General features: G+C 61.3%; 27 protein-coding genes. 6 read left to right on the top strand and 21 right to left on the bottom strand.

Annotated elements, in window-relative coordinates:
- Nucleotides 1–73: 73 nt before the first annotated feature.
- The 13 genes from tilS to ruvC form a co-directional block, all read right to left on the bottom strand.
- Nucleotides 74–1,228, bottom strand: a complete 1,155-nt coding sequence (gene tilS, locus IF204_RS01425) for a tRNA lysidine(34) synthetase TilS (RefSeq protein ID WP_322743301.1) — start codon at nt 1,226–1,228, stop codon at nt 74–76.
- A gap of 74 nt (nt 1,229–1,302) precedes the next feature.
- On the bottom strand, nt 1,303–2,127 hold the full coding sequence (gene ybgF, locus IF204_RS01420; protein WP_194094085.1) for a tol-pal system protein YbgF: 825 nt from the start codon (nt 2,125–2,127) through the stop codon (nt 1,303–1,305).
- Nucleotides 2,128–2,150: 23 nt separating this feature from the next.
- Complete coding sequence (gene pal, locus IF204_RS01415; protein WP_194094084.1) at nt 2,151–2,675, bottom strand: peptidoglycan-associated lipoprotein Pal; 525 nt, start codon at nt 2,673–2,675, stop codon at nt 2,151–2,153.
- 85 nt (nt 2,676–2,760) lie between these two features.
- A complete protein-coding gene (gene tolB / locus IF204_RS01410) occupies nt 2,761–4,086 on the bottom strand; it encodes a Tol-Pal system beta propeller repeat protein TolB (protein ID WP_194094082.1) in 1,326 nt (441 codons plus the stop codon).
- Nucleotides 4,087–4,200: 114 nt separating this feature from the next.
- Complete coding sequence (locus IF204_RS01405) at nt 4,201–4,452, bottom strand: hypothetical protein (protein ID WP_194094080.1); 252 nt, start codon at nt 4,450–4,452, stop codon at nt 4,201–4,203.
- Complete coding sequence (locus tag IF204_RS01400) at nt 4,452–5,591, bottom strand: hypothetical protein (RefSeq protein WP_194094078.1); 1,140 nt, start codon at nt 5,589–5,591, stop codon at nt 4,452–4,454. The genes IF204_RS01405 and IF204_RS01400 overlap by 1 nt, the downstream gene beginning before the upstream one ends.
- 3 nt (nt 5,592–5,594) lie before the next feature.
- Nucleotides 5,595–6,071: an ExbD/TolR family protein gene (locus IF204_RS01395; protein ID WP_167637588.1), complete on the bottom strand. Its 477-nt coding sequence runs from the start codon at nt 6,069–6,071 to the stop codon at nt 5,595–5,597.
- Between the two features lie 2 nt (nt 6,072–6,073).
- Entirely contained in the window at nt 6,074–6,748 is a 675-nt protein-coding gene (gene tolQ, locus IF204_RS01390; RefSeq protein WP_175580992.1) for a protein TolQ, read from the bottom strand.
- A 171-nt stretch (nt 6,749–6,919) separates the two neighbouring features.
- Nucleotides 6,920–7,309 (bottom strand): tol-pal system-associated acyl-CoA thioesterase, encoded by a 390-nt coding sequence (ybgC, locus tag IF204_RS01385; RefSeq protein WP_194094077.1) that lies wholly within the window; start codon nt 7,307–7,309, stop codon nt 6,920–6,922.
- A 54-nt stretch (nt 7,310–7,363) separates the two neighbouring features.
- Nucleotides 7,364–7,981: a hypothetical protein gene (locus IF204_RS01380; RefSeq protein ID WP_194094075.1), complete on the bottom strand. Its 618-nt coding sequence runs from the start codon at nt 7,979–7,981 to the stop codon at nt 7,364–7,366.
- 109 nt (nt 7,982–8,090) lie between these two features.
- On the bottom strand, nt 8,091–9,107 hold the full coding sequence (ruvB, locus tag IF204_RS01375) for a Holliday junction branch migration DNA helicase RuvB (protein ID WP_194094074.1): 1,017 nt from the start codon (nt 9,105–9,107) through the stop codon (nt 8,091–8,093).
- Nucleotides 9,108–9,110: 3 nt separating this feature from the next.
- Nucleotides 9,111–9,770, bottom strand: a complete 660-nt coding sequence (gene ruvA / locus IF204_RS01370; RefSeq protein WP_194094072.1) for a Holliday junction branch migration protein RuvA — start codon at nt 9,768–9,770, stop codon at nt 9,111–9,113.
- Nucleotides 9,767–10,276 (bottom strand): crossover junction endodeoxyribonuclease RuvC, encoded by a 510-nt coding sequence (gene ruvC, locus IF204_RS01365; RefSeq protein WP_167637583.1) that lies wholly within the window; start codon nt 10,274–10,276, stop codon nt 9,767–9,769. The genes ruvA and ruvC overlap by 4 nt, the downstream gene beginning before the upstream one ends.
- Before the next feature lie 335 nt (nt 10,277–10,611).
- Between ruvC and IF204_RS01360 the strand changes: the two genes are divergently transcribed.
- Nucleotides 10,612–10,821 carry a DUF1127 domain-containing protein gene (locus IF204_RS01360; protein WP_167637582.1) on the top strand — a complete coding sequence of 70 codons (210 nt, stop codon included), beginning with the start codon at nt 10,612–10,614 and terminating at the stop codon, nt 10,819–10,821.
- Nucleotides 10,822–10,899: 78 nt separating this feature from the next.
- Here the strand turns inward: IF204_RS01360 and IF204_RS01355 are convergent, their stop codons facing one another.
- Both IF204_RS01355 and IF204_RS01350 read right to left on the bottom strand, forming a co-directional pair.
- On the bottom strand, nt 10,900–11,781 hold the full coding sequence (locus tag IF204_RS01355) for a 50S ribosomal protein L11 methyltransferase (protein ID WP_228069004.1): 882 nt from the start codon (nt 11,779–11,781) through the stop codon (nt 10,900–10,902).
- 10 nt (nt 11,782–11,791) lie between these two features.
- Nucleotides 11,792–13,024 carry an MFS transporter gene (locus tag IF204_RS01350; RefSeq protein WP_194094070.1) on the bottom strand — a complete coding sequence of 411 codons (1,233 nt, stop codon included), beginning with the start codon at nt 13,022–13,024 and terminating at the stop codon, nt 11,792–11,794.
- Between the two features lie 343 nt (nt 13,025–13,367).
- On the opposite strand from IF204_RS01350, the gene ileS reads away from it, so the two are divergent.
- Together ileS and IF204_RS01340 are read left to right on the top strand one after the other, a co-directional pair.
- Nucleotides 13,368–16,271: an isoleucine--tRNA ligase gene (ileS, locus tag IF204_RS01345; protein ID WP_194094068.1), complete on the top strand. Its 2,904-nt coding sequence runs from the start codon at nt 13,368–13,370 to the stop codon at nt 16,269–16,271.
- Between the two features lie 123 nt (nt 16,272–16,394).
- Nucleotides 16,395–16,814, top strand: a complete 420-nt coding sequence (locus IF204_RS01340) for a GNAT family N-acetyltransferase (RefSeq protein WP_167637579.1) — start codon at nt 16,395–16,397, stop codon at nt 16,812–16,814.
- On the opposite strand, the gene IF204_RS01335 is transcribed toward IF204_RS01340, so the two are convergent.
- From IF204_RS01335 to IF204_RS01325, 3 genes are read right to left on the bottom strand one after another with little or no spacing between them, the layout of a single operon-like run.
- A complete protein-coding gene (locus tag IF204_RS01335; RefSeq protein WP_194094066.1) occupies nt 16,811–17,509 on the bottom strand; it encodes a CDP-alcohol phosphatidyltransferase family protein in 699 nt (232 codons plus the stop codon). The genes IF204_RS01340 and IF204_RS01335 overlap by 4 nt on opposite strands.
- A gap of 39 nt (nt 17,510–17,548) precedes the next feature.
- Nucleotides 17,549–18,481 carry a tyrosine recombinase XerC gene (locus IF204_RS01330; RefSeq protein WP_194094064.1) on the bottom strand — a complete coding sequence of 311 codons (933 nt, stop codon included), beginning with the start codon at nt 18,479–18,481 and terminating at the stop codon, nt 17,549–17,551.
- Nucleotides 18,478–19,185, bottom strand: coding sequence for a DUF484 family protein (locus IF204_RS01325; protein WP_194094062.1), 708 nt, complete (start codon nt 19,183–19,185; stop codon nt 18,478–18,480). Before IF204_RS01325 ends, IF204_RS01330 begins: the two co-directional genes overlap by 4 nt.
- Before the next feature lie 185 nt (nt 19,186–19,370).
- On the opposite strand from IF204_RS01325, the gene IF204_RS01320 reads away from it, so the two are divergent.
- A complete protein-coding gene (locus IF204_RS01320; protein WP_194094060.1) occupies nt 19,371–19,844 on the top strand; it encodes an MgtC/SapB family protein in 474 nt (157 codons plus the stop codon).
- Between the two features lie 79 nt (nt 19,845–19,923).
- A complete protein-coding gene (locus IF204_RS01315; RefSeq protein WP_194094058.1) occupies nt 19,924–22,110 on the top strand; it encodes a primosomal protein N' in 2,187 nt (728 codons plus the stop codon).
- A gap of 41 nt (nt 22,111–22,151) precedes the next feature.
- On the opposite strand, the gene IF204_RS01310 is transcribed toward IF204_RS01315, so the two are convergent.
- A complete protein-coding gene (locus IF204_RS01310) occupies nt 22,152–23,153 on the bottom strand; it encodes a YcjF family protein (RefSeq protein ID WP_194094056.1) in 1,002 nt (333 codons plus the stop codon).
- Nucleotides 23,150–24,562, bottom strand: a complete 1,413-nt coding sequence (locus IF204_RS01305) for a YcjX family GTP-binding protein (RefSeq protein ID WP_194094054.1) — start codon at nt 24,560–24,562, stop codon at nt 23,150–23,152. Before IF204_RS01305 ends, IF204_RS01310 begins: the two co-directional genes overlap by 4 nt.
- 105 nt (nt 24,563–24,667) lie before the next feature.
- Between IF204_RS01305 and truA the strand changes: the two genes are divergently transcribed.
- The gene (gene truA / locus IF204_RS01300) at nt 24,668–25,435 is read left to right on the top strand and encodes a tRNA pseudouridine(38-40) synthase TruA (protein WP_194094052.1); all 768 of its coding nucleotides are present in this window, start codon (nt 24,668–24,670) and stop codon (nt 25,433–25,435) included.
- On the opposite strand, the gene IF204_RS01295 is transcribed toward truA, so the two are convergent.
- Nucleotides 25,411–26,016 (bottom strand): TetR/AcrR family transcriptional regulator, encoded by a 606-nt coding sequence (locus IF204_RS01295; RefSeq protein ID WP_194094050.1) that lies wholly within the window; start codon nt 26,014–26,016, stop codon nt 25,411–25,413. The two genes, truA and IF204_RS01295, sit on opposite strands and share 25 nt — an antisense overlap.
- Nucleotides 26,017–26,023 lie beyond the last annotated feature (7 nt).

The following is a 26,023-nucleotide window of genomic DNA, read 5'->3' as shown; positions in this document are numbered from 1 at the left end:
GAACTCCTTTGACTTCGTGCCGCTTATACGCACGGCATGCTTCCGTCTTAAAATAGGGATCGCGCGGGGAGGTTCAATGGACCTTCTTCCCCACAGTGAAAGGCGTGACAATCTGCGCTTCCCAATCGTTCGAAAATCCTGCCAAAGGCGCGGAAACAAGCCGTTCTTGCTGCCAAACCGCAGGCGAAGCGATCAGAGTGTGCCTCGGTTGACGGGTTTCTCGCCAATCGGGGCAATCGCGCAGACCCTGTTCACCGAGCGGCGCGATCTTCAATCCGGCCTTGTGGGGACCATTCAGGCGCCACCTACGATCCCAGATTTCGGTAGAAGCGATTCTTTTTCCGCTGATCGCGCTCAGTTCGCGCGTGATCCTGACGGCGCCATATTTGATGGTAATCTGGCAGCCGTTGACTGTGTGCCCGCGGCCATCGGCAACTGCAGCAGTCAGTTCGTCGAGCGCGCTTTGGCGCGGCGTATGGGTGCCCCCACCGATCCACATCAGGATCGCGAGCCAGATGCGCCGTTCGATGTCCGCAGGGATCGCGGGCTGGATGTGCTGCGGGATGACGGCGTCGCCATCAACAATGGTGACAAGCCGCGCGGCCTCGATTGCCGCATAGTGGTCCAGCGCGTCTTTGCCCGACTGCATGGCCGCCACCGTCTTTGCCAGAGCGTCATGGGTTAGTCCAAGGTCGGAGAGTTGCGGCATCGCCTGTCGGAAACGCACGCGGGCGTATTTCGGATTGTCATTGGTCGGATCGTCGGCCCAAGCGATGTTTCGGTCGGTCAGATAATCCCGCAAGTCCTCACGCGTGACATCAAGCATCGGGCGGATGAACGATACACCGCCCACATCGAACGCGTCCGCCATCGCCGAGAGACCGTCAACTCCAGCGCCACGGGTCAGCTGCATGAGGAACGTCTCGGACTGATCATCCTTGGTTTGACCAAGAAGGACCTTACCGATCCCCTGCCCCTCGGCCCAGTCTGCAATCAAGCCGTAGCGGGCCTGACGTGCGGCTTCCATCAGGTTGCCCTCGGCTTCATCGCCATTCCAGTGAAGCACCGTATGCGGCACGCCGCGTTCAGTACAAAACGCAGCAACGGCTTCCGCCTCTGCTGCGGCTTCTGCACGCAGGCCGTGATCAACCGTCACAGCCCTCACACGATCAGGCGCAACGCGAATAGCCATATCGAGTAAAGCCATCGAGTCCCCGCCACCGGACACCGCAATAGCAAACGGGCCGTCTCCGGCCCGCTGTTCGATCTTATGTAAAACGTGGTCCAACTCGCTCTGAGGCGTTACTGGCACGACAGGTTCTGCATAGCGGCTTCGGCGTCCAAAACCGCCTCGCTGTCGGGGAACTTCAGTCCGACCTGCTGGAGCGTCACGCAAGCGTCCTGCGTCTGGCCGATTGCACCCAGCGACATGCCGAGTTTGAACATCGCATCAGCCGCCATTACACCGTTCTGGTCGGTCGAATACGCGTCGAGGTAGGCGCGCGCCGCGTCGGTCATACGCCCAAGGGACTCGTAGCTTTCGCCGCGGAAGTAATGCGCCTGTTGCGACAGCGTGCTGCCAGGATAGGTGTTCGCGAAGCTTTCGAACATCTGGGCCGCGCCTTCGAAATCGCCCTCTTCCATCGCCGCGACAGCGTTGTCGAAATCGGACTGCTCGCTCATCGCCATTTCAGGCTGCGGCGAGATATCGATCGGCTCTTGTGCGACCGGCTGGTTGCCTGCACCGATGTTGCCACCCAGCGACGGGGTGTCGCCGAGGGTCGCGATATCGCAAGACTCTTCCAGCTCACACAGGCGGAATTCGAGGTCTCCGATGCGGTTGGTGCCATCCTGCACAATGCGGTTGATGCGGAATTCCAGCTCTTCGGTCTTCGACGTTAGAACCTGAAGCTGCGCGGAAATCGAGTCCAGACGCTCAAGCGGAGTGTTCCCGACGGTGCCCATGGTCAGTTCACCGGTCGATGTCATCTCCGCTTTGAGCGACTGCACGTCGACGTAAAGGGTCGTGAGCTCCTGACGCACGTCAGCGAGTGTTCCGTCCTGCGCCAGAGCGGCACAAGGCAGAGCGACAGATAGCGCGAGCGCAACGATAGACTTGCGGATCATAGCTCTCTCCCCTTCGTTTCAGCTTAGCTCAGTGCCGCGATGTTGATCACGGTGACGGCACGGCGGTTCTGCGTGTAGCAGCTTTCGTTCGCGCAGGTCGCTGCCGGACGCTCTTTGCCGTAGGACACAGTGCGGATACGCGATGCGGGGATGCCCTTGCTGACAAGGTATTCGTAGACGGCATTCGCACGGCGTGCGCCCAGAGCAAGGTTGTACTCGCGAGTACCCTGTTCGTCGGCGTGGCCTTCGATCACGGCGGTGTAGTCGAGGTTGGTCATCAGCCACTGGACCTGACCGTCGAGGGTCTGCATCGCAGCGGGCGTCAGGGTCGACTGGTCGACGTTGAACAGAACGCGGTCGCCGATCGTCTGCTGGAAGTAGGCAGGGCTCGACGGATCGGCAGCCATACCATTCGCGCCAGCGCCGTAAGCGCCGTTCGCGTTCAGATCGACGCTGTTGCTGTTGCCGCCGAAGCGGTTGGGGTTCGTACAAGCGGCGGTGCCAAGGACGAGGACGGCGAGAGCCGCTTTGGTCAGGGTGCTACGCATGGTGGGGTTCCTGTAAATTCGAATGCTCGTTTTATTTCAAGGTAGCATGGGAGACGCCACTTGGGAATCTCCCATACCGAAGGGGTTAATTGCGGAGCGGGCCCCACGACGGGTCCGAAGCAAAGCCGTTGGTCGGGATCTGACGCAGGTTCCGGCCCGACACGTCAACCGTGTAGAGCGACGGACCACCGTCAGTGCCGAGGCGTTCGCGGAAGAACATGATCACGCGGCCGTTCGGCGCCCAAGTCGGACCTTCGTCAAGGAAGCTACCCGACGCGGACGACAGAAGGCGTTCGTCGCTGCCATCGGTGCGCATACGGCCGATGTGGAACGCGCCCGCGTTCTGCTTGGTGAAAGCGATCAGGTCACCGCGCGGCGACCAGACAGGGGTGCCATAACGGCCTTCGCCGAACGAAATACGCTGCGGCTCACCACCGGTGATCGGCATGACGTACAACTGCTGTGAGCCCGAGCGGTCGCTTTCGAACACGATACGCGAGCCATCCGGCGAAAGCGACGGTGCGGTCTCGATGGACGTTGCGTTGGTCAGACGGGTGTGCTGGCCGCTGGCGATATCGGTAATCCAGATGTCGGTGTTACCGCCGGTTTCCAGCGAGTAAATCACCTTGGAACCATCGCGCGAGAAACGCGGCGTGAACGCCATGTTGCCCGGAGCCGTCTGGATCTGGATCGGCGCGGGGTTGGCCACGTTGATCATGTTGATCCGCGGGCTGCCCGACGCGTAGTCGGTGTACAGTACGCGGTCGCCAGTGGGCGAGAAACGCGGCGCAAGCACCAGCGAGCTGCCGGTGGTCAGCTGGGTGACGCTGCTCGGGTTGCCGTCGTAGTCCATAATCGAGATGACCTTGCGGCGGTTGTCCTTCGGACCGCTCTCAGCGACATAGATGATGCGGCTGTCAAAGTAGCCGGCCTCACCCGTGATGCGGCTGTAAACCTGATCGGCAACCTTGTGCGCAAGGCGGCGCCAGCCGTTTGTCGATGCGACAAGCTGCTGACCTTCGCCAAGCTCGTTGCCCGAGAACACGTCATAGAGGCGGAATTTGACGACAACTTGATCGCCTTGAACCGACACGGCGCCCGAAACCAGCGCCTGCGCGTTCACAGCGCGCCAGTCAGAGAAGGACGGCGCAACGCCAAAGGTGTGTTGGCTGATGAAGGCGGTCGACGGGATCTGGCGGAACAAACCGGTGTTGACCAGATCCTCGGACATGACGCGTGTGATGTCGGCGGCCATCTGCTCCGACCCGCCAACCTCGGCGGTAAAGGTCGGGGCGGCGAACGGCAGCGGCTCGATCACACCATCGGTAATCGTCAGGCGCAGCGGCGTCTGGGCCATCACAGGACCGGCCAGCACAATCGCGCAGAGCAGGGCCAACAGTCGTTTAAACATGGGCTTCCTCGTTTAAATGAACGAAACGAATGGATGTCGAACGGGAATTCGCTGACGCGCCTAGCACAAATGCCGGCATCGTTTGCGTAGCTCTCGTGCAGCAAAACTCGGGCATCAGTTGGCCCCGTCTTTCGCTGCGTCGATCTTCATCCATCCCTCCGTCTTAATTTTCTTTTGCTCTGTAGATAGAACCGCATCCACGGCCTGACAGCGCAAGGCGGTATCTTTGTGAATAACGCTATCGTCATAGCGGTGCGTATTCAGGCAAAGCATTTTCTCGTTCGGCGTGGGCCGCAGGCGGCTTTGCGGAGCGGCGGTGACCGCCGCTGCCAGAACCACAAGCACTGCAACGACAACCCCACGCATCAGCGGTACACCATCTGCGAGGGGTCGAAGGTGATCTCAACCTCTTTCCAGCTATCGTATTTTTCAGCCGGAAGGTTGTAGCCGCTCGACTGGCAACGCAGCACGGCGCGGCGTGCAGCCTGGAATGCGGTGTTGGCTTGCGCGGACGTGCCGCCCGACGAGTTCAGCATTTTGATCTCGCCGATGACTTGCCCTTCGCGTGACAGACTGAAACCAACTGTAACAACCACATTGGCCCACTCGGCACCCGTGTCCACGTTCCAGCAGCTCTGGACCGACAGACGGAACGCTTCCTGCTCGCCGCCCGTGAGCGGCGGACCAGCGGGAGCCGTCGTTTCGGTCGGCGTGCTGGCAGCAGCAAGCGCAGCGGCCAGGGCGGCAGCTTCGTCTTCGGTCTGCTGCGGCGCGGGTTCGGGTTCTTCTTCCGGTTCCGTCTCTGCGGTCTGGACCGGCTGAGGCGTCGGACGGTTCGGACGCGACGGCGGACGCGGCGAGCTTTGGACGGCACCCGCAGGCGTTTCCGCTTCGGTTACGATCTCGGTCGTCGACTCTTCGGGCGCAGCGGCGCTCTGCTCTTCCTCAACCGGCTCGGGCAGAACGACCTCGGCATCCTCCGCGACTTCCTGCTGAGCGTCAGGCGCAATCTCTGCCTCGGGCGGCGGAGGCGGCGTGGCCTCGCTCGCGACACGGTCTGCAGGACGCGGAACCGGACGGTCCGACGGCGGCAGATCGGGCGCAGCAGCAGGCGGCGCGGGCGGTGCGGGCAGAACCGGCACGTCCTCGGCGATCTGGGCAGGCGGTTCGGGGCGGCTCGGCGGTTCAGGCGGCGGAGTTTCTTCTACCGGCGCGGCAGGCACGTCGGGCTGCGACTGCTGAGGCGCTTCCTCGGCGGGTGTCGGCTCGGGCAGCGTGTCATCGACAACGGGCGGAGCCATCGGCGCAGGCTCTTCGGTGGTAGCTTGAGGCGTGGACGCAGCGACGATCGCGTCATACTCCGCACCCGACACGACCGACACTTCGGTGATGTCAAAATCCATCGGCTCGTTGTTCAAGCCCCAGCCGAATAGGAGCCAGAACAGCAAAGCGGTGTGCCCTGCTGCTGAAACGTAAGTACCGGCGCTGTAACGACGGAAGTCCACGGCTTACCCGTCCGTCCCCGCGGGGGATGCGACATCGGTCACAAGACCGATGTTGGAGAAACCACCAGCGTTCAGAAGGCCCATAACCTCGGCCACGTTATTCCAAGCGTTGCTGCCGTCCGCTCGCAGATAGATGCGGTCCGAAGAACGCTCTGCCGCGATGGCTTGCAGTTTGGCAACCAGTTCACCCTCTTCCGTTTCGGTGTTCTGGATGAGCAGCACACCTTCGGCGGTAATGGTGACAGTCAACGGCTCTTCCTCATCGGTCGGCAGCGCGCTGGCTTGGGTTTTCGGCAGTTCGACAGGCACGCCCACCGTCATGAGCGGCGCAGCGACCATGAAGATGATGAGCAGAACCAGCATCACGTCCACGAACGGCGTGATGTTGATTTCGGCCATGGCTTTGCTGCCACCTGACGTGCGGCGACGGCGACGGCGGCTTCCGCCTCCTCCGCCCTTGTTCATGACACCAGCACCCATGATCAGCTATCCAGCTGACGACCGAGGATGGTCGAGAATTCGTCAGCAAACGCCTCGTAGCCCGCGATGATATGATCGCTGTCATTCGAGAGTTTGTTGTAGAAAATAACCGCAGGGATAGCGGCCAGAAGACCCAGACCGGTGGCCAGCAGCGCCTCGGAGATACCGGGCGCAACGACGGCGAGGTTGGTGTTCTGGGCTTCGGCGATCTCGATGAACGAGTTCATGATGCCCCAGACGGTACCAAACAGGCCAACGAACGGCGCGGTCGAACCAACGGTTGCCAGAACCGGCAGACCTTTCTGGAGGTTCGCGGCCTCCTTCGCGATGGCGACATCCATCGAGCGGTCAATGCGGGCCTGCGCGTTGGCAATGAACCGTCCGTCGTCACGGATGCTGCGCTGCCATTCGAGCATACCTGCCACGAAGATGCGCTGCGCCGGACCTTCGGGATTGTTGCCGATCTGGTCGTAGAGTTCGTTGAGAGGTTCACCCGACCAGAACGCACGATCGAACTCGGCGGCTTCTGCGCGGGCTTTGCGGTACTGGCGGATCTTGTCGACGATGACGGCCCAGCACCAGATGGATGCCATGACCAAAAGGATCATCACGAGTTTTACAAGAAGGGTCGCGCGGGCAAAAAGTGCCCACATCGTATAATCGGTTGCTGCTTCCATCTGCCTGCTCGTTTCGGGCGGCTCACTTTGGCCGCATTTTTACCAACAAATACAGGATTTGCAGAACCAAGGCTAGATATCCTGCATCACGGTTCCGCGTGAGCAAAAAGCGGCCAATCAGGGGTATACTGCGGTGAGCGCGACAGGCACCCCGACACGCCGTTTATTCAATCAGTGCAAAGGCTTGCGCAGAATAGCAGGTAGTCGGACCGGTGCCCCGTTTGCGCCTATTGCGACAAGTGTCACCACCGCAGTAAACAGGATCACACCATCCCGTGTTACAGATTGCTTCAGCGTCATGCTCGCACCGCCGATGTTTTCAATCTCGGTCAGTACGGTGAGTTCGTCATCAAACTTGGCAGGCTGAAGGTAGTCGGCCTCCACGCGGCGGACGGCGAAAACCACGCCCTCGGTCTCTTTCAAAGCCCGTTGATTCACACCCCGCGCACGCACCCATTCTGAGCGGGCACGTTCGATGAACCGCAGGTAGTTCGCATAATAGACGATACCGGCGAGGTCGGTGTCTTCGTAATAAACGCGGCAGTTGAACGAGTGGATCATCGGGCCTCCAGAATTGAGGGCACGTTAGGGTGCCCTCCGCGCTGCGTCTAGCACTCAGCCCAGCGTTCGGGCGTATAGCCGCAGGGCGTGGCTGCTGTTCTGCGCGCTGACCGGCATCACTTGATCGTAAGCCGCCTGAATGACCGCGCCGATTTCAGGCCGCAGAACCGCGTTGCCATTGGCCAGTGCCAGCGGAGAGCGGTCAGCGAATGCCTGATCCGACCATGTGAGCATGAGTTGAGCGGCCTGCGCGAGAGCGATGGTCTCGGCTGGCTGTTTGGCCAGTTCCGCGTCCATGCGGACGAATACGATGCAGAGTTTGATCGCGCCCTGCTGGTCGAAACGGAAGGTGCGGTACTGATTGGCGCCGGCCGCATCGAGGCGCTGCACCAGATCCGGCAGTCCGTCGATGAGCTGACCGAGGTTCGGCACGCCCTCGAGCTCGCTCCACTCACGGCAGAAAAATACCATGAGGTTGGCGCCAAGTTCCGTGTCGGTCTCGTCCATGTTGTGACCGGCCAGCGCGACGATGGCTTCAATCGCGCCTTTCACGGTCTGGAGCGTTTCATCCTCGACCCCGAAAACGACAGGCACAATTGGCCTGCCCCAGCGGGCGCAGAGGTAGGAGCCGTCTTTGCGGGTGAACAGTGCGGTAATATCTTCTGGCGTCATTGGATCGCAATTAACCCGAAGTTGGTTTCAGTTCAATGGCGCGGCGGGGGCGCTGCTCCCTCTTGGCTTCGCCAATTCACCCCCGGGATATTTGAGGCACAAAGGCAGGTCAGCCGAAGAGATCGCTTTCGGATTTCGGAGCCTCGAGGCCGAGGTGCCGCCAGCTGGCGCGAGTGAGCATACGTCCCCGCGGGGTACGCTGGATGAGGCCCTGCTGGAGGAGGTAGGGTTCTATAACTTCTTCGAGCGCGTCGCGGCTTTCGCTCAGCGCGGCAGAGAGGGTTTCGATGCCAACTGGGCCGCCGCCATAGCTTTCGGCGATGAGCTTGAGATAGCGGCGGTCGGCGCCATCGAGGCCGAGGTGGTCGACATCGAGGCGCGTCAGGGCGCGATCTGCAAGGGCTTGAGTGACGCGGCCATCGCCTTCGACGATGGCGAAGTCCACGACGCGGCGCAGCAGGCGGCCTGCAATACGGGGCGTGCCGCGTGCGCGGGTTGCAATCTCGCGCGCACCGTCGTCGTCGGCAGGTGCGCCCATCAGACGGGCACCGCGCTGCACAATCTGGTGGAGTTCTTCGACGTTATAGAACTGAAGGCGGGTCGGAATGCCGAAGCGGTCACGCAGCGGCGTGGTCAGCAGGCCGAGCCGCGTCGTTGCGCCGACCAGCGTGAAGGGTTGCAGTTCGATACGGACGGTGCGCGCAGCGGGGCCTTCGCCGATGACGAGGTCGAGCTCGTAGTCCTCCATCGCGGGGTAGAGCACCTCTTCCACCGCAGGGTTCATGCGGTGGATTTCGTCGATGAACAGGACATCTCTGGCTTCGAGGTTCGTCAGGATCGCAGCGAGGTCGCCCGCTTTGGCCAGCACGGGGCCGGAGGTCATGCGGAAATTCACGCCCAGTTCGCGGGCCATGATCTGTGCAAGGGTCGTTTTGCCCAAACCTGGCGGGCCGTGGAACAGCGTGTGGTCCATCGCCTCGCCGCGGCGTTTGGCGGATTCAATGAAGACGCGGAGGTTGGCGCGGGCTTCTGCCTGACCGATGAACTCTTCGAGACCTTGCGGTCGCAAAGCGCGGTCGCGGTCCTCGGGCTTGCGCTCGGGATTGAGTTCTTCCTGCCGTTCCATCCGTTAGCCTTTCGGTGCGAGCAGCTTGAGCGCTGTCTTGATGAGGGCACCGGTATCAAGGTCTGGATCATCGGCCAAGGCCTGAGCGACGGCGCCGGCCGCCTCGGACGGTTGATAGCCAAGGTTCGCCAGCGCAGACAGCGCTTCGGGCTGGGCAGCGGACTGTTTGGGCGGAGCGGCACGCTTGCGCGGCTTGGCGGGCGCTTCGGTTTCGATCACGTCGTCATTTACGGTCGCCTCTGCGCCGGTCATCGACATGACGGATGGCGCTTTGTTTTTCAGCTCCATCGTCACACGCTGCGCGGTTTTGGGGCCGACGCCTTTGGCCTTGGCAATCGCGGACCAGTCGCCCAGCGCGATGGCGCGGCTGACACCTTCGGGGCCGAGCGTACCAAGGATCGCAAGTGACGCCTTCGGGCCGATGCCTTGCACGCCGGTCAGCAAGCGGTGCCATTCTTTCTCCACGAGGGTCGTGAAACCAAAGAGTTGCAGCAGATCCTCGCGCACGAGCATGTCAGTATAGAGGGCCGTCGCCTCACCGACTGGAGGCAGGGCCGCCATGACGCGGTCAGAACAGTAGACGACATATCCGACACCGCGCACGTCGATGAGAACGTGGTCGAGGCCCTTATAGTCGACGATACCAGAGATTTTCCCGATCATGCGCCTGCCTTCATGACTGCGCGCGACAGATGGTTCGCGGATTGACAGTGGTGGGCGTGGCAGATCGCGATGGCGAGCGCGTCGGCAGCGTCGGGTCCATGGACTTTGACGCCTGGCAAGTAAACACCGACCATGTGGCCGATCTGTTTCTTGTCAGCATGACCGACCCCGACGACCGCTTTCTTGACTGCGTTGGGCAGATACTCCCCCACCCGCAGTCCGGCTTGCGCGGGGACGAGCAGCGCGATGCCCCTCGCCTGCCCCAGTTTCAGGGTCGCCACGGCGTCTTTGTTGACGAAGGTCTGTTCGACGGCGGCAGCGTCGGGCTGGTAGGTCTGGAAAACGTCATTGAGCTGGTCGTAGAGCGACAAGAGACGTTCCGACAGGTCCGCTTTGCCATCCGATTTGCAGGTGCCGTTCGCCACATGGGTGAGTCGCGAACCGACCGATTCGATGATGCCCCAGCCCATATTCCGCAAACCGGGGTCGATACCGATGACGCGCATGGTCTGCCTCTGAAAATTATTGTTGTTGAGCCTCACTAGCACAAAACGCGAACATAAACCAAGTTCGTTTTGAAATCGCCGTGATGCTGCACTGCAGAAATGGCAAAATCGGATTTGCCGACGACTGTCCGAAATCCGAAAACGACATTTGTCGGCTTTTGACCGTTCGTCGCCACATCGGCCGTTTTTAAAGGGCGAAGTGTCGATTTTCCGCCATGCACAAGTCGCATATCAGTCATGCAAAACGCACTCTTTCGCGTTTCAAAACTGCTGACTAATTGGGCGACATGAACAACACATAGCGCTGCGATGCAGCAAACCTCTTGGAGTGCCTCATGGTTACTATCGACAACACCCGCGCCGTCAGCCCGCGCCTGACCTACCTGGTCACCGGCTTCTTCTACGACCTGCTCGACCGTATCGAGTTCGCTTATAATGCGAAAACGACCGCCAAGCAGCTGCGTAAGCTGACCGATCGCGAGCTGGACGATATTGGCCTGGTTCGTGCAGATATCGCCAAGCTCGAAGCACGCGCTCGCTTCTGATCTCCGAGGACCTCTGGAAACACACAGGCCGCCTCGATGAGGCGGCCTTTTTGATTTCTAGGGCTCGGGTCTGACGACTTAGCCGTGCGTCAGAGTGAGCGTGGTCCAATCGCCGATCACTTCGCGTTCTTTCAGGACAAAACCGTTGTCCTGATATGTCGCGAGAACCGCATCGGCCTGCTCGTTCAGGATGCCCGACAGGATAGCATGACCGCCCGAGGCGATGTGCTTGGCCATGTCGGGGGACAGAGCGACCAGCGGCCCCTTCAGAATATTCGCGAAGATCAGATCGAACGGCGCGGCCTGTTCGATTTCCTTGGCGTTGAAGCCTGCCGCTTCGAGGCAGAAGACAGCGCCCGACATACCGTTGGCGGCGAGGTTCGCCTCGGCCACGTCTACGGCAACTTGATCGATATCGGACGCGAGCGTCGCGGCCTCGGGCCAGACGCGTGCAGCGCCCATGGCCAGAACGGCGGTGCCGCAGCCTACGTCAATGACACGTGCGGGCTTTACGCCCTCTTCGACCAGACGGTTGAGTGCGCGCAGACAGCCCAGCGTGGTGCCGTGGTGACCGGTGCCGAATGCCATTGCAGCTTCGATCAGCAGACCAATGCGGCCCTCGGGCAGCTTGTCGGCGTCGTGGCTGCCGTAGACAAAGAAGCGGCCAGCCTCGACCGGCGCAAGTTCGCGGCGGACATGGGCGACCCAGTCGATTTGCGGAACTTCGGACACGACGAAATCCTTGGCGCCGTGCATCGTCGCCAGCAGCGAGAGGCCAGCGCGGTCGGGTTCTTCGGTAAAGTAGCAAGCGACCTCGAACAGACCCGATCCGTCCTCGATCTCGAACGAGCCGACGCCTGTCGGTTCGGGGAACAGATTATCGCAAGCAGCGGCAAGGGCTTCGGCCTGATCCAGCGAGGAACAGACTGCGATGGCGGAATAGGTCATTTCGTCGGACATTGCAGGCTCTTTATTCAGCGGGGGCGGCAATCGGTCGGGTAAACACGGTTTCACGCCCCGGTTCTGGATGGCGGGGTATCAGAAGCGCCAGACAGAAGGAAGTGCCAGCCATCCCCGCCGCCAGCAGGAACACCCACATCGGCGAAGACATCCACAACAGGCCGAGCAACACAGGGAGGAACACGGCTGCGATGTGGTTGATCGTGAATGCGACCGCTGCGGTGGGCGCGATGTCCTTGGGATCGGCGATTTTCTGGAAGTAGGTTTTGAGCGCCAGCGACATCGCAAAGAACATATGGTCGACGACATAGAGCGCGGATGCCAGCACAACGCCCCAGCCGAACCAGTAGACCCCGCCGTAGAGCGAGAAGACAATGACGAGGCCCGCGTACTCGATTAGCAGCGCACGGCGCTCGCCCCAATGGTGGACCAATCGGCCGATCTGCGGCGCAATGATCATGTTGGCGACGAGGTTGATGAGGAACAGACCTGTCACTTCGTGCACTTCGAAGCCGAACCGTTCGACCATCATGAAGCCAGCAAAAACGACAAAAATCTGACGGCGCGCACCGGCCATGAATTGCAGCGCATAATAGAGGCCATAACGGCGGCGCAGGACGAAGGATTTGTTCTGCGGATGCGGTGCTTCGAACTGCGGATAGGCGAAGAGCGCGATCACGGCCACGATGAACGTGAAGCCGCCGCCGATCATATAGACGAAGTTGTAGGACAGATCGAAGGTCTTCCACGTCAGGACCAGCAGGCCATAGGCGACCAGCGTCGCCCCCGACCCCGCCGCGAGCAGCCAGCCGATGGTTTGGGGAGCCCTCTCCTTTTCGATCCACTGAAGCTGGAGCGACTGGTTGACGGTCTCGTAATAGTGGAAGCCGATAGAGGACAGCAGCGTGATGATCAGGATGCCGCCCAAGGTAGGAAACCAAGCTGTCACGCCGGTCGCGATGCCCAGCAGCATCAGCGAAAACAGTGCCAACTTCTGTTCGCGCACGACCCACAGAACGAGGATTACACCTATCGCAAGGAAGCCGGGGATTTCTCGGACCGTGTGCAGCAGGCCGATATCCTCGCCGTGAAAATCGGCGGCTTCGATGACAAAGTTATTAAGCAGCGCGGACCACACGTTGAACGCAACAGGCATGGCCATAGCCATGAGAAACAGCAGCGAACGGGGTTGGCGCCAGAGAGGAAGGTGATGTGCTTCGGAAAGCGGAACAATGCGTGCCATGCCTCGCGGATAAGCCTTTTCCGGCGTTCTGCCTAGAATTTTGCGCGGGCTCGCAGTGCGCCTCATATCTGCTCATTTGCGCAAAGTGTGACCCAAGCAGGTATCGCGCGCCGTTCGGCACGCTCCAAGATACCCCGACGGCTTTTTGAAAGTTGCCCTCTGATGCGGGTTTACCCTTGGTTTATTGCCGCCTATATACGCGGGCATGTTCTACGTGGCGCACTTCATTATTCGAATTATTAACCCGGCGCTCTGAGATTGAGCCGCCGGGCCAATGGCGTATGCCTACCGCGCCGCCCCACCGTATTTGAAGTGACACAGCCTATCCAAGGATCCCCCTGACATGTGTGCTGACACCACAGCAGTCGACTACAAAGACACCCTGAACCTGCCGGAAACCGATTTCCCGATGCGCGCAGGTCTCCCGCAGCGCGAACCCGAATGGCTGGCCCGCTGGGCCGAGATCGGCATCTACGATCGCCTGCGTGAAAAAGAAGGCCGCACGCCGTTTATCCTGCACGATGGCCCTCCGTATGCGAACGGCCACCTACACATCGGGCACGCGCTGAACAAGGTTCTCAAGGACTTCATCGTCCGCTCGCAGCAGATGATGGGCAAAGACGCGCGCTACGTTCCGGGTTGGGACTGCCACGGCCTTCCGATCGAATGGAAGATCGAAGAAAAGTACCGCGCCGAGGGAAAGAACAAGGACGAAGTGAACGTCGTCGACTTCCGTCAGGAATGCCGCAAGTTCGCCGAGGGCTGGGTCGACATCCAGCGCGAAGAGTTCAAGCGTATCGGCATCACCGGCAACTGGCCGCAGCCGTACCTCACGATGGATTTCCACGCCGAGCGCGTGATCGCTGAAGAATTCATGAAGTTCCTCATGAACGGCACGCTCTATCAGGGCTCGAAGCCGGTCATGTGGTCGCCTGTCGAGAAAACCGCTCTGGCCGAAGCCGAGGTCGAATACCACGACCACACCAGCCATCAGGTCTGGGTGCGCTTCAAGCCGGTTTCGGGCGGCGAGAAGGTATCGGGCGAAGACTTCAGTGTCGTAATCTGGACCACCACCCCGTGGACCATCCCGCAGAACCGCGCCGTCGCGTTCGGTCCGACCATCGAATACGGCCTCTACAAAGTGACCGAAGTGCACGAGCACTCAGCAGCGACCGTTGGTGAAGTCGTTCTGCTCGCCAACTCGCTGGCCGAAAGCGTGATGCAGGGCGTTCGCGTCACTGCGTTCGAAAAGGTTGCCGATGTGACTGCCGAAGCCCTCGAAGGCATGGTCCTCGCGCACCCCTACCGTGGCGCAGAAGAAGCCAATGGCGAATGGGACTACGACGTTCCGATGCTGCCGGGCGATCACGTCACCGAAGAAGCGGGTACGGGCTTTGTCCACACCGCGCCGTCGCACGGTGACGACGACTACCAGCTTGGCCTGAAGTTCGGCCTGCCGATGACCTACAACGTCACCGAGGATTCGAGCTACCGCAAGGATCTGCCGATCTTCGCCGGAATGCACATCATCCTGCCCGATGGCAAGGAAGGTCCGGCAAACGTCGCCAACATCAAGCAGATGGCCTACACCAAGGCGCTGTTCGGCAAGGCGAAGCTCAAGCACTCGTACCCGCACTCGTGGCGTTCGAAGGCTCCGGTCATCTATCGCAACACCCCGCAGTGGTTTGCCGCCATCGACAAGGAAGTCGGCGACGGTCAGGACACCTACGGCAAGACCATCCGCGAACGCGCGCTGACCTCTATCGACCAACTGGTCAAGTGGACGCCGCAGACCGGCCGCAACCGTATCTATTCTATGATCGAAGCACGCCCTGACTGGGTTCTCTCGCGCCAGCGTGCGTGGGGCGTCCCGCTCACCTGCTTCGTCAAGAAAGACACCCTGCCGACCGATCCGGACTTTCTGCTGCGCAACGAAGCCATCAACGCCCGCATCTGCGAAGCGTTCGAAGCCGAAGGCGCTGACGTCTGGTATACAGAAGGCTTCAAGGAAAAGGTCTTTGGCAGCGACGCGAACCCCGACGATTACAATCAGGTGTTCGACGTTCTGGACGTGTGGTTCGACTCCGGCTCGACCCACTCCTTCGTTCTGCGCGACCGTCCCGATGGTGCCGCTGACGGCATCGCCGATCTTTACCTCGAAGGCACCGACCAGCATCGCGGTTGGTTCCACTCGTCGATGCTTCAGGCTTGCGGCACCAAGGGCCGTGCGCCGTATAAGGGCGTACTGACCCACGGCTTCACGCTCGACGAAAAGGGCATGAAGATGTCCAAGTCGCTCGGCAACACCATCGTTCCGCAAGAAGTCATCGACCAATTCGGTGCCGACATCCTGCGTCTGTGGGTCGCCCAGACCGACTATACTGCCGACCAGCGCATCGGTGATAAGATCATCAAGGGCGTTGCCGACAGCTACCGCCGTCTGCGCAACACCATGCGCTTCATGCTCGGTTCGCTGAACGACTTCACCGAAGCCGACCGCGTCGAGCCTGCTGACATGCCGGAACTGGAACGTTGGGTCCTGCACCGTTTGGCCGAGCTCGATAAGGTCGTACGCGAAGGCTACAACGCCTACGACTTCCAAGGCGTGTTCCAAGCGCTGTTCAACTTCGCGACTGTCGATCTGTCCGCGTTCTACTTCGACATCCGCAAGGATGCCCTGTACTGCGATGGCGATACGCTCCAGCGTCGTGCCTCGCGCACCGTTCTGGACATCCTGTTCAAGCGCCTGACGACGTGGCTCGCCCCGATCCTCGCCTTCACCATGGAAGAGGTCTGGCTCGAGCGCCACAAGGAAGAAGGCGCTTCGGTTCACCTCGTGGACTTCTTCGAGACCCCTTCGGAATGGCTCGATCCCGAACTGGCCGCCAAGTGGGCCGCGATCCGCAAGGTCCGCCGTGTCGTGACCGCCGCACTCGAAGTACAGCGCCGCGACAAGGTCATCGGCGCCTCGCTTGAGGCCGCGCCGGTCGTTCACGTTGACGATGCAGACACACTCGCCGCGCTCAAGACCGTCACCTTCGACGATCTGTGCATCACTTCGGGCATCGAGCTGACCAACGACGCCGCTCCGGCCGAAGCCTACCGTATGGGCGAAGTCGAAGGCGTGGCCGTCGTGTTCGAAAAGGCCGAAGGCGAGAAGTGCCAGCGCTGCTGGAAGATCCTGCCCGACGTCGGCACGCACAAGCACGAGGGCGTCTGCGCCCGCTGTGACGCCGCTCTGGGCTAACTGCCCGCGGCACAACCCAAAGAAAGGCCCCTGCTATAGCGCAGGGGCCTTTTTGCATTCGGGCACCTTGTCATCGTGGGCGCGCAGGATCAGGGTCTGGGCAAGTTAAGAAGGACCTCCGTTATGACCGATATCCGCATCGCCACCGCCGACGAACGCCAGCTCTGCTATGACATCCGCACGCAGGTTTTTGTCGATGAACAGAACGTCCCGCTCGATCTGGAGATCGACGAGCATGAGGACGAGTGCGTCCACTTTATTGCGCGGATCGACGGGCAGCCGATGGGCACTGCGCGGCTGATGGACAAAGGATATGCCAAGCTACAACGCATCGCAGTGTCGAAGGATGCACGCGGCACCGGCCTAGGCCGTGCGTTGGTACAAGCGATGCTCGACCGCGCCATGGAACTGGGCAAAAGCGAAGCGCGCCTCGACGCACAGGTCTACGCGATTCCGTTCTACGAAAAGCTGGGGTTCAAGGCCGAAGGGCCGGAATTCGACGACGCGGGCATCCCGCATCGCCTCATGCGAAAGAAGCTTTAACCTTCTTTGCCGTAGATGATCTGCTGAAAAGCGCCAGCCGCGACTAGGTAGATCGACGTCACAACCAGCCCGTAGTGCGCCCAGCTCTGCGGGTGAAAGTCCACCCAAGCGGCCCAGCCTGCAAACGCCGTCCAAAGGATCGCCATCGGCAGCGTGACCTTGCGCCAGCGCGCCGTGCGGGTCGGGTGAACGAACTTGATCGGCAGGAACATCGACACCGACAGCAGTGCGACGAGCGCGAGGATCACCCAGTAATCGGGCTTCACCGCGAATACGACGAGGACAAACATGTTCCAGCAGCCAGGGAAGCCGCTGAACGAATAGTCCTTTGTTTTCATTCGCGTATCCGCGAAATAAAGGGCCGAAGTGAAGGTGATGACGAGGATGGCGAACCAGCCCGCCCAACCCGGCAGAAGCTCGGGATGTTTGAACAGTGCGTAGGCCGGCACAAACACATAAGTCAGGTAGTCGATGATGAGATCGAGCAGCACGCCGTCGTAGATCGGCGCGTTCTTTTTCACGTCGTACTTGCGGGCGAGCGGACCATCGATCCCGTCCACGAAGAACGCCACGACGAGCCAGAGGAACATCAGGCTCCATTGGTTTTCCACCGCCGCCAGCATCGACAGCATTGCGAAAACCGATCCGGTTGCGGTCAGAAGGTGAACGCCAAGAGCTTTGTGTGTCAGTGTCATCCGGCCCTCATGGACGAAACGGTCTAACGACACAAGGTTTCAATTATTCTGGCTCTCGTTCGCGCGAGGATGCGCGCGTTGGTATACTTCCATCAGGCGCGCGGTATCGACGGCTGTATAAACCTGCGTCGTATTGAGCGAGGCGTGGCCCAGCAGTTCCTGAATGGCGCGAAGGTCTCCTCCGGCATTCAGCAGATGCGTGGCGAAGGAATGGCGCAGCGCGTGCGGTGTGGCCGTTGCGGGCAGACCAAGCTGCATGCGGGTCTGGGCCATGACCTTCTGCACGATTGCAGGTTGTAGCGCGCCGCCACGAACACCGCGAAACAGCGGCTTGCCCGCCTCCAGTTCGTAAGGGCAAAGGTCGGTATACAGTTTGACAGCATCCCGCGCCCTGTCGATCACCGGCACGATCCGCTCTTTCCCGCCCTTACCGATGATCCGCAAAACTTCGGGCAACGGCGCGTCATCACCGGCGAGACCCAGCGCTTCCGATATCCGCAAACCGCAGCCGTAGAGCAGCGTGATTACCGCCACATCGCGGGCCGAGACCCACGGCGTTTCGTGCTGGAGCTCGACCGTATCAAGCAACTTCGCCGCCGCGTCCTCGGCCAGCGGCCTCGGGAGCTTTTTCTGGAATTTCGGTGCACGGGCCATGAGTACGGCGCTCGCATCGAACCCTTCGCGGGCCGCCAGCCATTTGTAAAATGACTTCACCGCCGAAAGCATCCGTGCGAGCGAACGGGCCGCGACGCCGCGGGACCGCTCATGTGCCATCCACGCTCGCATATCGGAAATTGTCAATTTCGAGAGAGGTCCAAGCCCCTCTGCCCCGCCATGATGTTCAGAAATGAATGCCAGAAAAGCCAGAACATCTGTCTGGTAGGCTTTGACAGTGTTGTCCGCCGCGCCGTCAATTGCTCTGGTGTGGTCGAGCCAGCGGCCCAAAGCGTCTGTCAGCGCGGGGGAGATCAATCCAGCCAGCGCCGCATGGCGCGTTCGAAAACACCGCCGAAGAAGGCAAGCAGATCGGTGCCTTGCTGCGGGGTGAACTGGTGAGGATCTTCTGCGCCCATTGCAAGCATCGCGGGCAAACGCCCCTGCCCCAGATCAAGGCGCAGACACGCCTCCGAACGGATGTCCGCAGCCTTGTCGCCATAGATGCCTTCCGCCTGCGGCACGACCTGACGGAGCGTGACATAGCGGATCGGGGACTGGCGACCGCGGGTCAGATAGTCATCGACGAAACCGGCGGGAACGATACGCAGCGTACTGTCGAGGCGCTGCACTGCTGGATCGCTTTCCTCCGCACCACTTTCAAGCACAAGGCGCATAGCGCAAAGTCGCAGAATTTCGGGGATTTCACCGCTGAGTTCAGCAATAAATTCTTCGAAAGTATTCACTTCCAGCACGCGTAACGTCGCGCGGTGGATCTGGTTGGTGCCTGCAAGATTGTCGTAAGCCGCAGCAATGACATTGCGGTGGGTTTCTTCGAGGCGGTCCAGACGTGTCTCAAGACGCGACATAGCGATGCCGCGCAGATCCACGATGTTGTTCCCCATCGCACGCTCGTTGCCGGCAACCAGCGCCTGCATGAGATCCTTGTCATCCAGCACAACGCCGGGATCCGACAGGATCATTTCGCGCGTACGAGAGTCGATTTGCGGCCTGCCGCTCATCTGAGCCTCTTCCATATTCATACCCGATATTACACAACCACTACTTTATGTATGGTTAATTCCACCAATTGGCGCAAGGGCAAGGTCCGAGCGCAAACCCCGCGCTGCAATAGTGCAACGCAGATGACACGGAACTCTGACCCTCTCGTTCACGTTGAAATCACGAACAAAACAGCGGGACGGACATGTTTCAGGCCATCATCGACGAACTCAGCAATACCTTCCCCGAAGTCCCCGCCCAGATCGCCGCCGTCAGGCTTATCGCCGCTCTCACCTTGGGTTCAATCATCGGCCTTGAGCGTGAACGCAAAGGCAAACCTGCGGGATTGCGCACGAACATGCTGGTGGCGCTGGCAGCCTGCCTTTTCATCCTCGTGTCGCAAGAGCTCGCGACGATGAGCTTTTCCAACGCCAACGTCCAGCTTGACCCGCTCCGCCTGATCGAGGCCGTGACCTCGGGCGTCGCTTTCCTCGCGGCGGGCATCATCTTCACCTCCGGCGGCAAGGTGCAGAACATCACCACAGGCGCGTCGCTGTGGCTGTCGGGCGCGATCGGCCTTGCGTGCGGTACGGGTCAGATCCCCCTCGCCGCGATGGCAACGTTCATTGTGGTGGTGGTCCTCTTCGTGATCGGTCACCTCGAAAAACGCGTGAACTGACACGAACCCGCGAGTCCGCCTTTTCCTTTTCGCCGTCAGTGATTACTCATGTCGCAGGCGAGCGGAGAACGTGGAAAGCGTGGCGGATTACTTCGAAGAAGGCGAATTGGTTTCGGTTCTGACGACGCAGTTGGACCGGATGCTGGACTACAAGGCCCCCGCCGGAGGCTGCTGGACCGGTGCATTCGTCGACGTGCCACTCGGCCCCCGCAAAATCCTCGGCGTTGTGTGGGGACGTGGCCGCGGTGACTTCGACATCAACAAATGTCGCCCCATCAACCGCGTTTTGGATGTTGCCCCGATGCGCGACGAGCTGCGCGAATTCCTGATCCGCGTGGGCAGCTACACCCTCACTCCGATGAACGCGATGCTGCGCTTGGGCACCCGCGCGCCCGGACTTGGTGATGCGCCGTCCATGCGCAAAGTCTACAGGATGGGCGGCTCGATCCCGAACAAGCTGACCGAAGCCCGCTCCCGCGTCATCGACGTGCTGCGCGACTACGGCGGCGCATCATTCACGCTCAAAGAACTGGCCGAGATGGCGGGCTGCGGCACCTCCGTGGTCAAGGGCCTCGTGAAGCTTGGCGCGGTGAGCGAAGAAGACGCGCCCCGCGACACCGCCTACCCACCGCTCGACCCCGATTTCGGCGGCAAAGACCTGAGCGAAGACCAAGCGACTGCCGCAGCCGAACTGCGCGAAGGCGTCAGAACTCAGCGCTATGGCTGCACACTCCTGAAAGGCGTGACCGGCTCGGGCAAGACCGAGGTCTACCTTGAAGCCGTGGCCGAATGTCTGCGCCAAGGCCGCCAAGCACTTGTCCTGCTGCCGGAAATCGCGCTGACCTCCGAATTCATCACCCGCGTCGAGGCCCGCTTCGGCATGAAGCCCGCCGAGTGGCACTCCGGCGTGACGATGACCGAACGCCGCCGCTGCTGGAAAATGGTTGGCCAAGGTGATGCGCAACTCGTTGTTGGCGCGCGGTCTGCGCTGTTCCTGCCCTACCGCGATCTTGGCCTGATCGTCGTGGATGAGGAACACGACACATCCTACAAACAGGATGACGGCGTCCTTTATAATGCCCGCGATATGGCTGTGCTTCGCGCAAGCCTCAACGACGCGCAGATCATCCTCGCCTCGGCCACGCCGAGCCTCGAAAGCTGGGCCAATGCGGACCTTGGCAAGTACAAGCGGATCACTCTGACCTCCCGCTTCGGCGAGTCCGTCATGCCCGAGATGAACGCCATCGACATGCGGAACGAACAGGTTCCCTCGGGCCGCTGGATTTCCAATTCGCTGCGTACCGCGATCACCGAGCGCATTGAAAAGGGTGAGCAATCTCTCGTCTTCCTCAATCGCCGCGGTTACGCTCCACTGACGATTTGCCGAGCCTGCGGCCACCAGATCGCCTGTGACCACTGCGACGCACGGATGGTCGAACACCGCTTTCTCAAGCGGCTCATGTGCCACCAGTGCGGCGAAACCAAACCGATGCCGGACGCCTGCCCCTCCTGCCACGTCGAGGGCAAGCTGAACCCCGTCGGCCCTGGTGTCGAACGTATGGCCGAAGAAGTGACCGAACTCTTTCCTGATGCCCGCGTCGCCGTTCTGTCGTCGGACCTCTTCGGCTCTGCTCGTGCGCTGAAGGAAAAGATCGAAGAGATTGCCAATGGCGAAGCCGACATCATTATCGGCACCCAACTCGTCGCGAAGGGCCACAACTTCCCACTGCTGACACTCGTCGGCGTCATTGACGCAGACCTCGGCCTGCAAGGCTCCGACCTCCGCGCCGCCGAGCGGACCTTCCAACTCATGCGTCAGGTCGCAGGCCGTGCTGGCCGCGCCGCCAAAGCAGGCACTGCCCTCCTCCAGACCTACCAACCTGAACACCATGTCATCCGCGCGATCCTCTCCGGCGACGAAGAGCAATTCTGGGAAGCCGAAGCAGCCGAACGCCGCGCCGCTGGCGTGCCGCCCTATGGCCGCATGGCTGGTATCGTCATCTCCGGCCCCGAACTGGCCGAGATTTTCGACCTCGGCAATCACCTCGCCCGCAATGCCGAACCCCTGCACCGCATCGGCGCGCAGGTTTTCGGCCCCGCCCCAGCGCCCATCGCCCGCATCCGCGGCCGCAACCGGATCAGGCTATTGGTGAAGGCAGAAAAGGCAGCGCCGCTCCAGCAGGCACTCACCCAGTGGACCTCGCACCTGAAGCTCCCGAACAACGTCCGGCTTGCGATCGACATCGATCCGCAGAGCTTCTACTGACTTCATTCTGATAAAAATACCTCCGCCGGAGGCATCGGCATCTATGATGCCGAATTCCGCCCGAAGAGGCCGGTGAGCGAACGACCGACCAAACCAGAAACCGTCGGCTTCTGCGCCACGACATAGGGCAGCGGGCGGCAGACCTCCAATGCGGCGAGGCCAACGCGTGCCGTCAGCGCTCCGTTCACAACACCCTCGCCGAAACGGCGGGACACTTTGGTCAGCGCGCCACCTCCAGCAACGGTACCGATCAGGTCATCACCCACCGCCACAGCGCCAGTTGCGACCAAGTGCGACAACACAGAACGAGTCAGCCTCCACGACCCCAGCGTGCCCGAACGCCCCCCGTAAATCTCTGCAATCCGGCGGATCATCCGCAGGTTCGCGCTAAGCGCCGTGAACACGTCCGCCAATGCGAGCGGCACGATGGCCGTGACAGTTGCCACCTGACGCGAGGCCGCCTCAACCTCGGCCCGCGCGCGCTGGTCAAGCGGCAGCAGCAGCGAAGTCTCCGCCAAACCCAGAAGGCCATCGGCGTCGAGCACTTCGTCTTTGCGCTCTTTCAGGGTTTGCAGCCCCCACTTCATGTCCGCGCGGTGCGCATAAAGCGCCTCGACCTGCGCGACCACGTCCTTTGCCGCCTTCAAATCACGCGAGGCCGCCGCGTCCATCGCTGCCTGATGCACACGGTCGAGCCGCTTCATCCGCGAAAGCGCCCAGATTTCCTTGAGCGCCAAAAGTGCGAGCAACAGCAGCACCGCCCCGATCAGCACCGTCGCGATGAGGCCCAGAACTGGCGAGCGGTTCAGCAGGCTCGTCACATAGTCCCAAGCCGCGAGCGAAATGATAAAGCCGATCAGCGATGCTAGCAGACCAAAGAACCACTTGAGCAGCGGTGAACGCCGACGCACCGAAAGCGCCGCGAGTTGCTGCATCGCTGCGCCCTGCGGCGGCACGTCGTCATCAAGGATCGGCGGCGCCTCGGCGGGGTTCGGCGCGTCGTTGGGTTCGAGGTCGATAAGGATCGGGCCTTTGCGGGTCACAGGCGGTCTCCGAACAGGAATTGGGCAGCGCGGTCGAGGCGGATATGCGGCGGACCGTCTCCGGCCTTAAGTGTCAGCGGCGCGGGCGAGAAATTCATGATGCCGTAGTCCTCATCGAGCCATTGCTCGGCGCGGTCGCGGGCCGGCCCGAGCAGATGCGCGGGATCATCCGGCAGAGCGCCCGGATAGAATGCCGCCTGCCGACCGTTTTCGAGCGTGCCTCTGACGACATTCAATTCGGTGCCGTCGTGAACGACGGTGTCTTCGGTGGTGGCGCGCAAGGCAGCAATCGACATGGCTTGGGTTTCAGCGCCAGCAAAGTCGGCGCGATCCTTGGCGTCACGCAGCAGCGCAGCAGTGATCGCCGTCAACTTGGCGTGTTGGGAATGATGCAGGTGATCGGCCTTTGTCGCGGCAAACAGGATCTTCTCGACCCTTTTGCCCCCGAGGATACGCGACAGCCACGCGTTCCGGCCCGGACGGAACGCCGACAGGATATCGGCCATCGCGGTCCGCAAATCCTCGACCGCGCGCGGTCCGTTATGGATCGCCCCCAGCACATCGACGAGAACGATTTGGCGGTCAATGCGGGCGAAATGCTCTTGGAAGAACGGCTTAACGACCTGTTTCTTATACGCCTCGAAACGGCGCTCGCACTCGCGCCAGTAGGTCCCCCGCCCTTGCGGTGCATCATCGGGCAGCGGCGCGAAGGTCAGCACAGGCGAGCCTTCAAGGTCGCCGGGCAGCAGGAAACGACCGGGGGTGAGGTCGGAATAGCCCTCCTGCCGCGCAGCCTCCAGATAATCGGCGAAGGCGGCGGATAGCGCGCCCAGCGCGGTCTCTTGAAACTCTGCCGTCGCATCGAACTGGTCGAGCGTGTTGCGGAAACCGTCAGCGGATTTGCGATAATTCATACGGTCGAGCGTCTCTGCGCTCCACTGCTCGTAGGTCTTTTCCAAGAGCGCGAGATCGAGCAGCCATTCGCCCGGATAGTCAACGATATCGAGGTGAACCGTGCGCGGCCCCGAGACACCCGACAGCAGACCCGACGAGCGAACCCGCAGCGATAGGCGCAGCTCCGACGTGCGGCGGGTGCCTTCGGGCCACGACGGGGTCTTCGACGTAATTTTGGACAGGTGATCCTCGAACGGAAAGCGCGGAACGGTGTCGTCGGGCTGCGGCTGCAAATAGGCGGAAAGGATCGCGCCATTCGCGGCGGGCACGAACTGCGGCATCCGTCCGCGGTCCATCAGATTGGCGACGAGCGAGGTGATGAACACGGTTTTACCCGCACGGCTGAGGCCGGTGACGCCCAGACGGATCACGGGTTCGGAAAACGGCGAGGTCACCACATCGGTCGCGGTTTCAATCGTGCGGGTGATCCCGTTCACAATGCTATTGAGCGGCAATGGTCTCTCCGTTTCGGCCCTGCCAGATAGATAGGTCGGAATGCCTGCCATTGGTAGGGTGCGCGCAGCATTGAAATCCATGCCGCATCGGCTTATCGGGCTGACATGCCCCGTTATGCTCTTCAGGTCGAATACCATGGTGCGCCTTTTGCCGGATGGCAGAGGCAGGCCGACCAGCCGTCCGTTCAGGGCGCGATAGAGGCTGCGCTGGCGAAACTGGAGCCTCGCGCCCACACCATCGCTGCCGCTGGCCGTACCGACGCGGGCGTTCACGCGACGCATCAGGTTGCGCATTGCGACATGGAGCGTGAGTGGGATCCGTTTCGTCTGTCCGAAGCGCTCAATTACCACCTCAAGCCGCAGCCTATCGCCATCGTTAAAGCCGCACGCGTCGCCGATGACTGGCACGCGCGTTTTTCGGCCAACGAGCGGCGGTATCTGTTCCGTCTGGTCGTGCGCCGTGCGCCGCTCGTGCATGAGGGCGGACTTGTCTGGCAGGTGAAAAACCCGCTCGACGGTGCGGCAATGCAGGAAGGTGCGAACAGACTGCTCGGTCGGCACGACTTTACGACGTTCCGCTCATCGATATGTCAGGCCGACAGCCCCGTGCGGACACTCGATGAACTGCGCGTCGAGGAAATCGAACGCCCCGACGCGCAGGAATTCCGTTTCCACGTCCGCGCGCGCTCGTTCCTGCACAATCAGGTGCGCTCGTTCGTCGGCACATTGGAGCGTGTCGGCGCAGGCAGCTGGACGCCCGATGACGTGACTGAAGCGCTCGAGGCCAAGGAGCGCTCGGCTTGCGGCCCCGTTTGTCCGCCCGAGGGACTCTACCTCGCAGGCGTGGGTTACGAGGACGATCCGTTCGTCTGAGGCGCGATGCCGCTCAGGATCATGTCGGCCATCAAGCCCGCGTCCTTAACCCCAAGGCTCCGCCCTGACAGCAAACGCTGCACAGTGATCGACAGCAGCATCTCTGCCGCTTGCGGAAGGTTGGCGTCTTTGGAAATTTCGCCGTTCGCTGCGCCACGAGACAGCATCGCTTCGGTTTCCGCGATCACCTCGACGAAATAGCCGTCCAACGCGTTGCGCGATGCTGCGGTTTGTTGCGCCTCAACCACAATGGAGCGGAAGATCGGTCCCGCGCTGGTGCCTTCCCAACTGTCCATCAGATTGACGAGAAACGCAGCGATATCCGAACGGACGGACCCCGTGTCGGGATGCAGGTCCGCAGGTTTCCGGGATTGGTATATGTCGAGCAACAATCCTGCCCTTCCGCCCCATCCACGGTATATCGTGGGCTTGCCAGCCCGTGCCTCTTTGGCAACGGCCTCGATGGTGAAACCCGCCAGCCCTTTTTGCTCAAGGACAGCTTCGGCAGCTGCACGCACCGCCGCGATTGTTTCAGGATTTCGCTGGGAGCCGATGGATTTTCGGCGGGGGGATTGGGTCATATCGGCC

The sequence above is a fragment of the Marivivens aquimaris genome, from assembly GCF_015220045.1.
In the GTDB taxonomy this organism is placed as follows: Bacteria; Pseudomonadota; Alphaproteobacteria; order Rhodobacterales; family Rhodobacteraceae; genus Marivivens; species Marivivens aquimaris.
Note: the sequence above shows the minus strand (reverse complement) of the source record. Positions and strands in the feature narration are given on the sequence as shown.

Coding starts and splice junctions, on each gene's coding strand:
- ybgC (WP_194094077.1), bottom strand. CDS start 7,309: ATGATCCACTCGTTCAACTGCCGCGTTTATTACGAAGACACCGACCTC.
- IF204_RS01340 (WP_167637579.1), top strand. CDS start 16,395: ATGACCGATATCCGCATCGCCACCGCCGACGAACGCCAGCTCTGCTAT.
- IF204_RS01350 (WP_194094070.1), bottom strand. CDS start 13,024: ATGGCACGCATTGTTCCGCTTTCCGAAGCACATCACCTTCCTCTCTGG.
- ruvA (WP_194094072.1), bottom strand. CDS start 9,770: ATGATCGGGAAAATCTCTGGTATCGTCGACTATAAGGGCCTCGACCAC.
- tolB (WP_194094082.1), bottom strand. CDS start 4,086: ATGTTTAAACGACTGTTGGCCCTGCTCTGCGCGATTGTGCTGGCCGGT.
- IF204_RS01355 (WP_228069004.1), bottom strand. CDS start 11,781: ATGTCCGACGAAATGACCTATTCCGCCATCGCAGTCTGTTCCTCGCTG.
- pal (WP_194094084.1), bottom strand. CDS start 2,675: ATGCGTAGCACCCTGACCAAAGCGGCTCTCGCCGTCCTCGTCCTTGGC.
- IF204_RS01320 (WP_194094060.1), top strand. CDS start 19,371: ATGTTTCAGGCCATCATCGACGAACTCAGCAATACCTTCCCCGAAGTC.
- IF204_RS01380 (WP_194094075.1), bottom strand. CDS start 7,981: ATGACGCCAGAAGATATTACCGCACTGTTCACCCGCAAAGACGGCTCC.
- ruvB (WP_194094074.1), bottom strand. CDS start 9,107: ATGGAACGGCAGGAAGAACTCAATCCCGAGCGCAAGCCCGAGGACCGC.
- IF204_RS01395 (WP_167637588.1), bottom strand. CDS start 6,071: ATGGGTGCTGGTGTCATGAACAAGGGCGGAGGAGGCGGAAGCCGCCGT.
- IF204_RS01325 (WP_194094062.1), bottom strand. CDS start 19,185: ATGAGCGGCAGGCCGCAAATCGACTCTCGTACGCGCGAAATGATCCTG.
- ruvC (WP_167637583.1), bottom strand. CDS start 10,276: ATGCGCGTCATCGGTATCGACCCCGGTTTGCGGAATATGGGCTGGGGC.
- ybgF (WP_194094085.1), bottom strand. CDS start 2,127: ATGATCCGCAAGTCTATCGTTGCGCTCGCGCTATCTGTCGCTCTGCCT.
- IF204_RS01360 (WP_167637582.1), top strand. CDS start 10,612: ATGGTTACTATCGACAACACCCGCGCCGTCAGCCCGCGCCTGACCTAC.
- IF204_RS01335 (WP_194094066.1), bottom strand. CDS start 17,509: ATGACACTGACACACAAAGCTCTTGGCGTTCACCTTCTGACCGCAACC.
- IF204_RS01405 (WP_194094080.1), bottom strand. CDS start 4,452: ATGCGTGGGGTTGTCGTTGCAGTGCTTGTGGTTCTGGCAGCGGCGGTC.
- IF204_RS01295 (WP_194094050.1), bottom strand. CDS start 26,016: ATGACCCAATCCCCCCGCCGAAAATCCATCGGCTCCCAGCGAAATCCT.
- tolQ (WP_175580992.1), bottom strand. CDS start 6,748: ATGGAAGCAGCAACCGATTATACGATGTGGGCACTTTTTGCCCGCGCG.
- ileS (WP_194094068.1), top strand. CDS start 13,368: ATGTGTGCTGACACCACAGCAGTCGACTACAAAGACACCCTGAACCTG.
- truA (WP_194094052.1), top strand. CDS start 24,668: ATGCCCCGTTATGCTCTTCAGGTCGAATACCATGGTGCGCCTTTTGCC.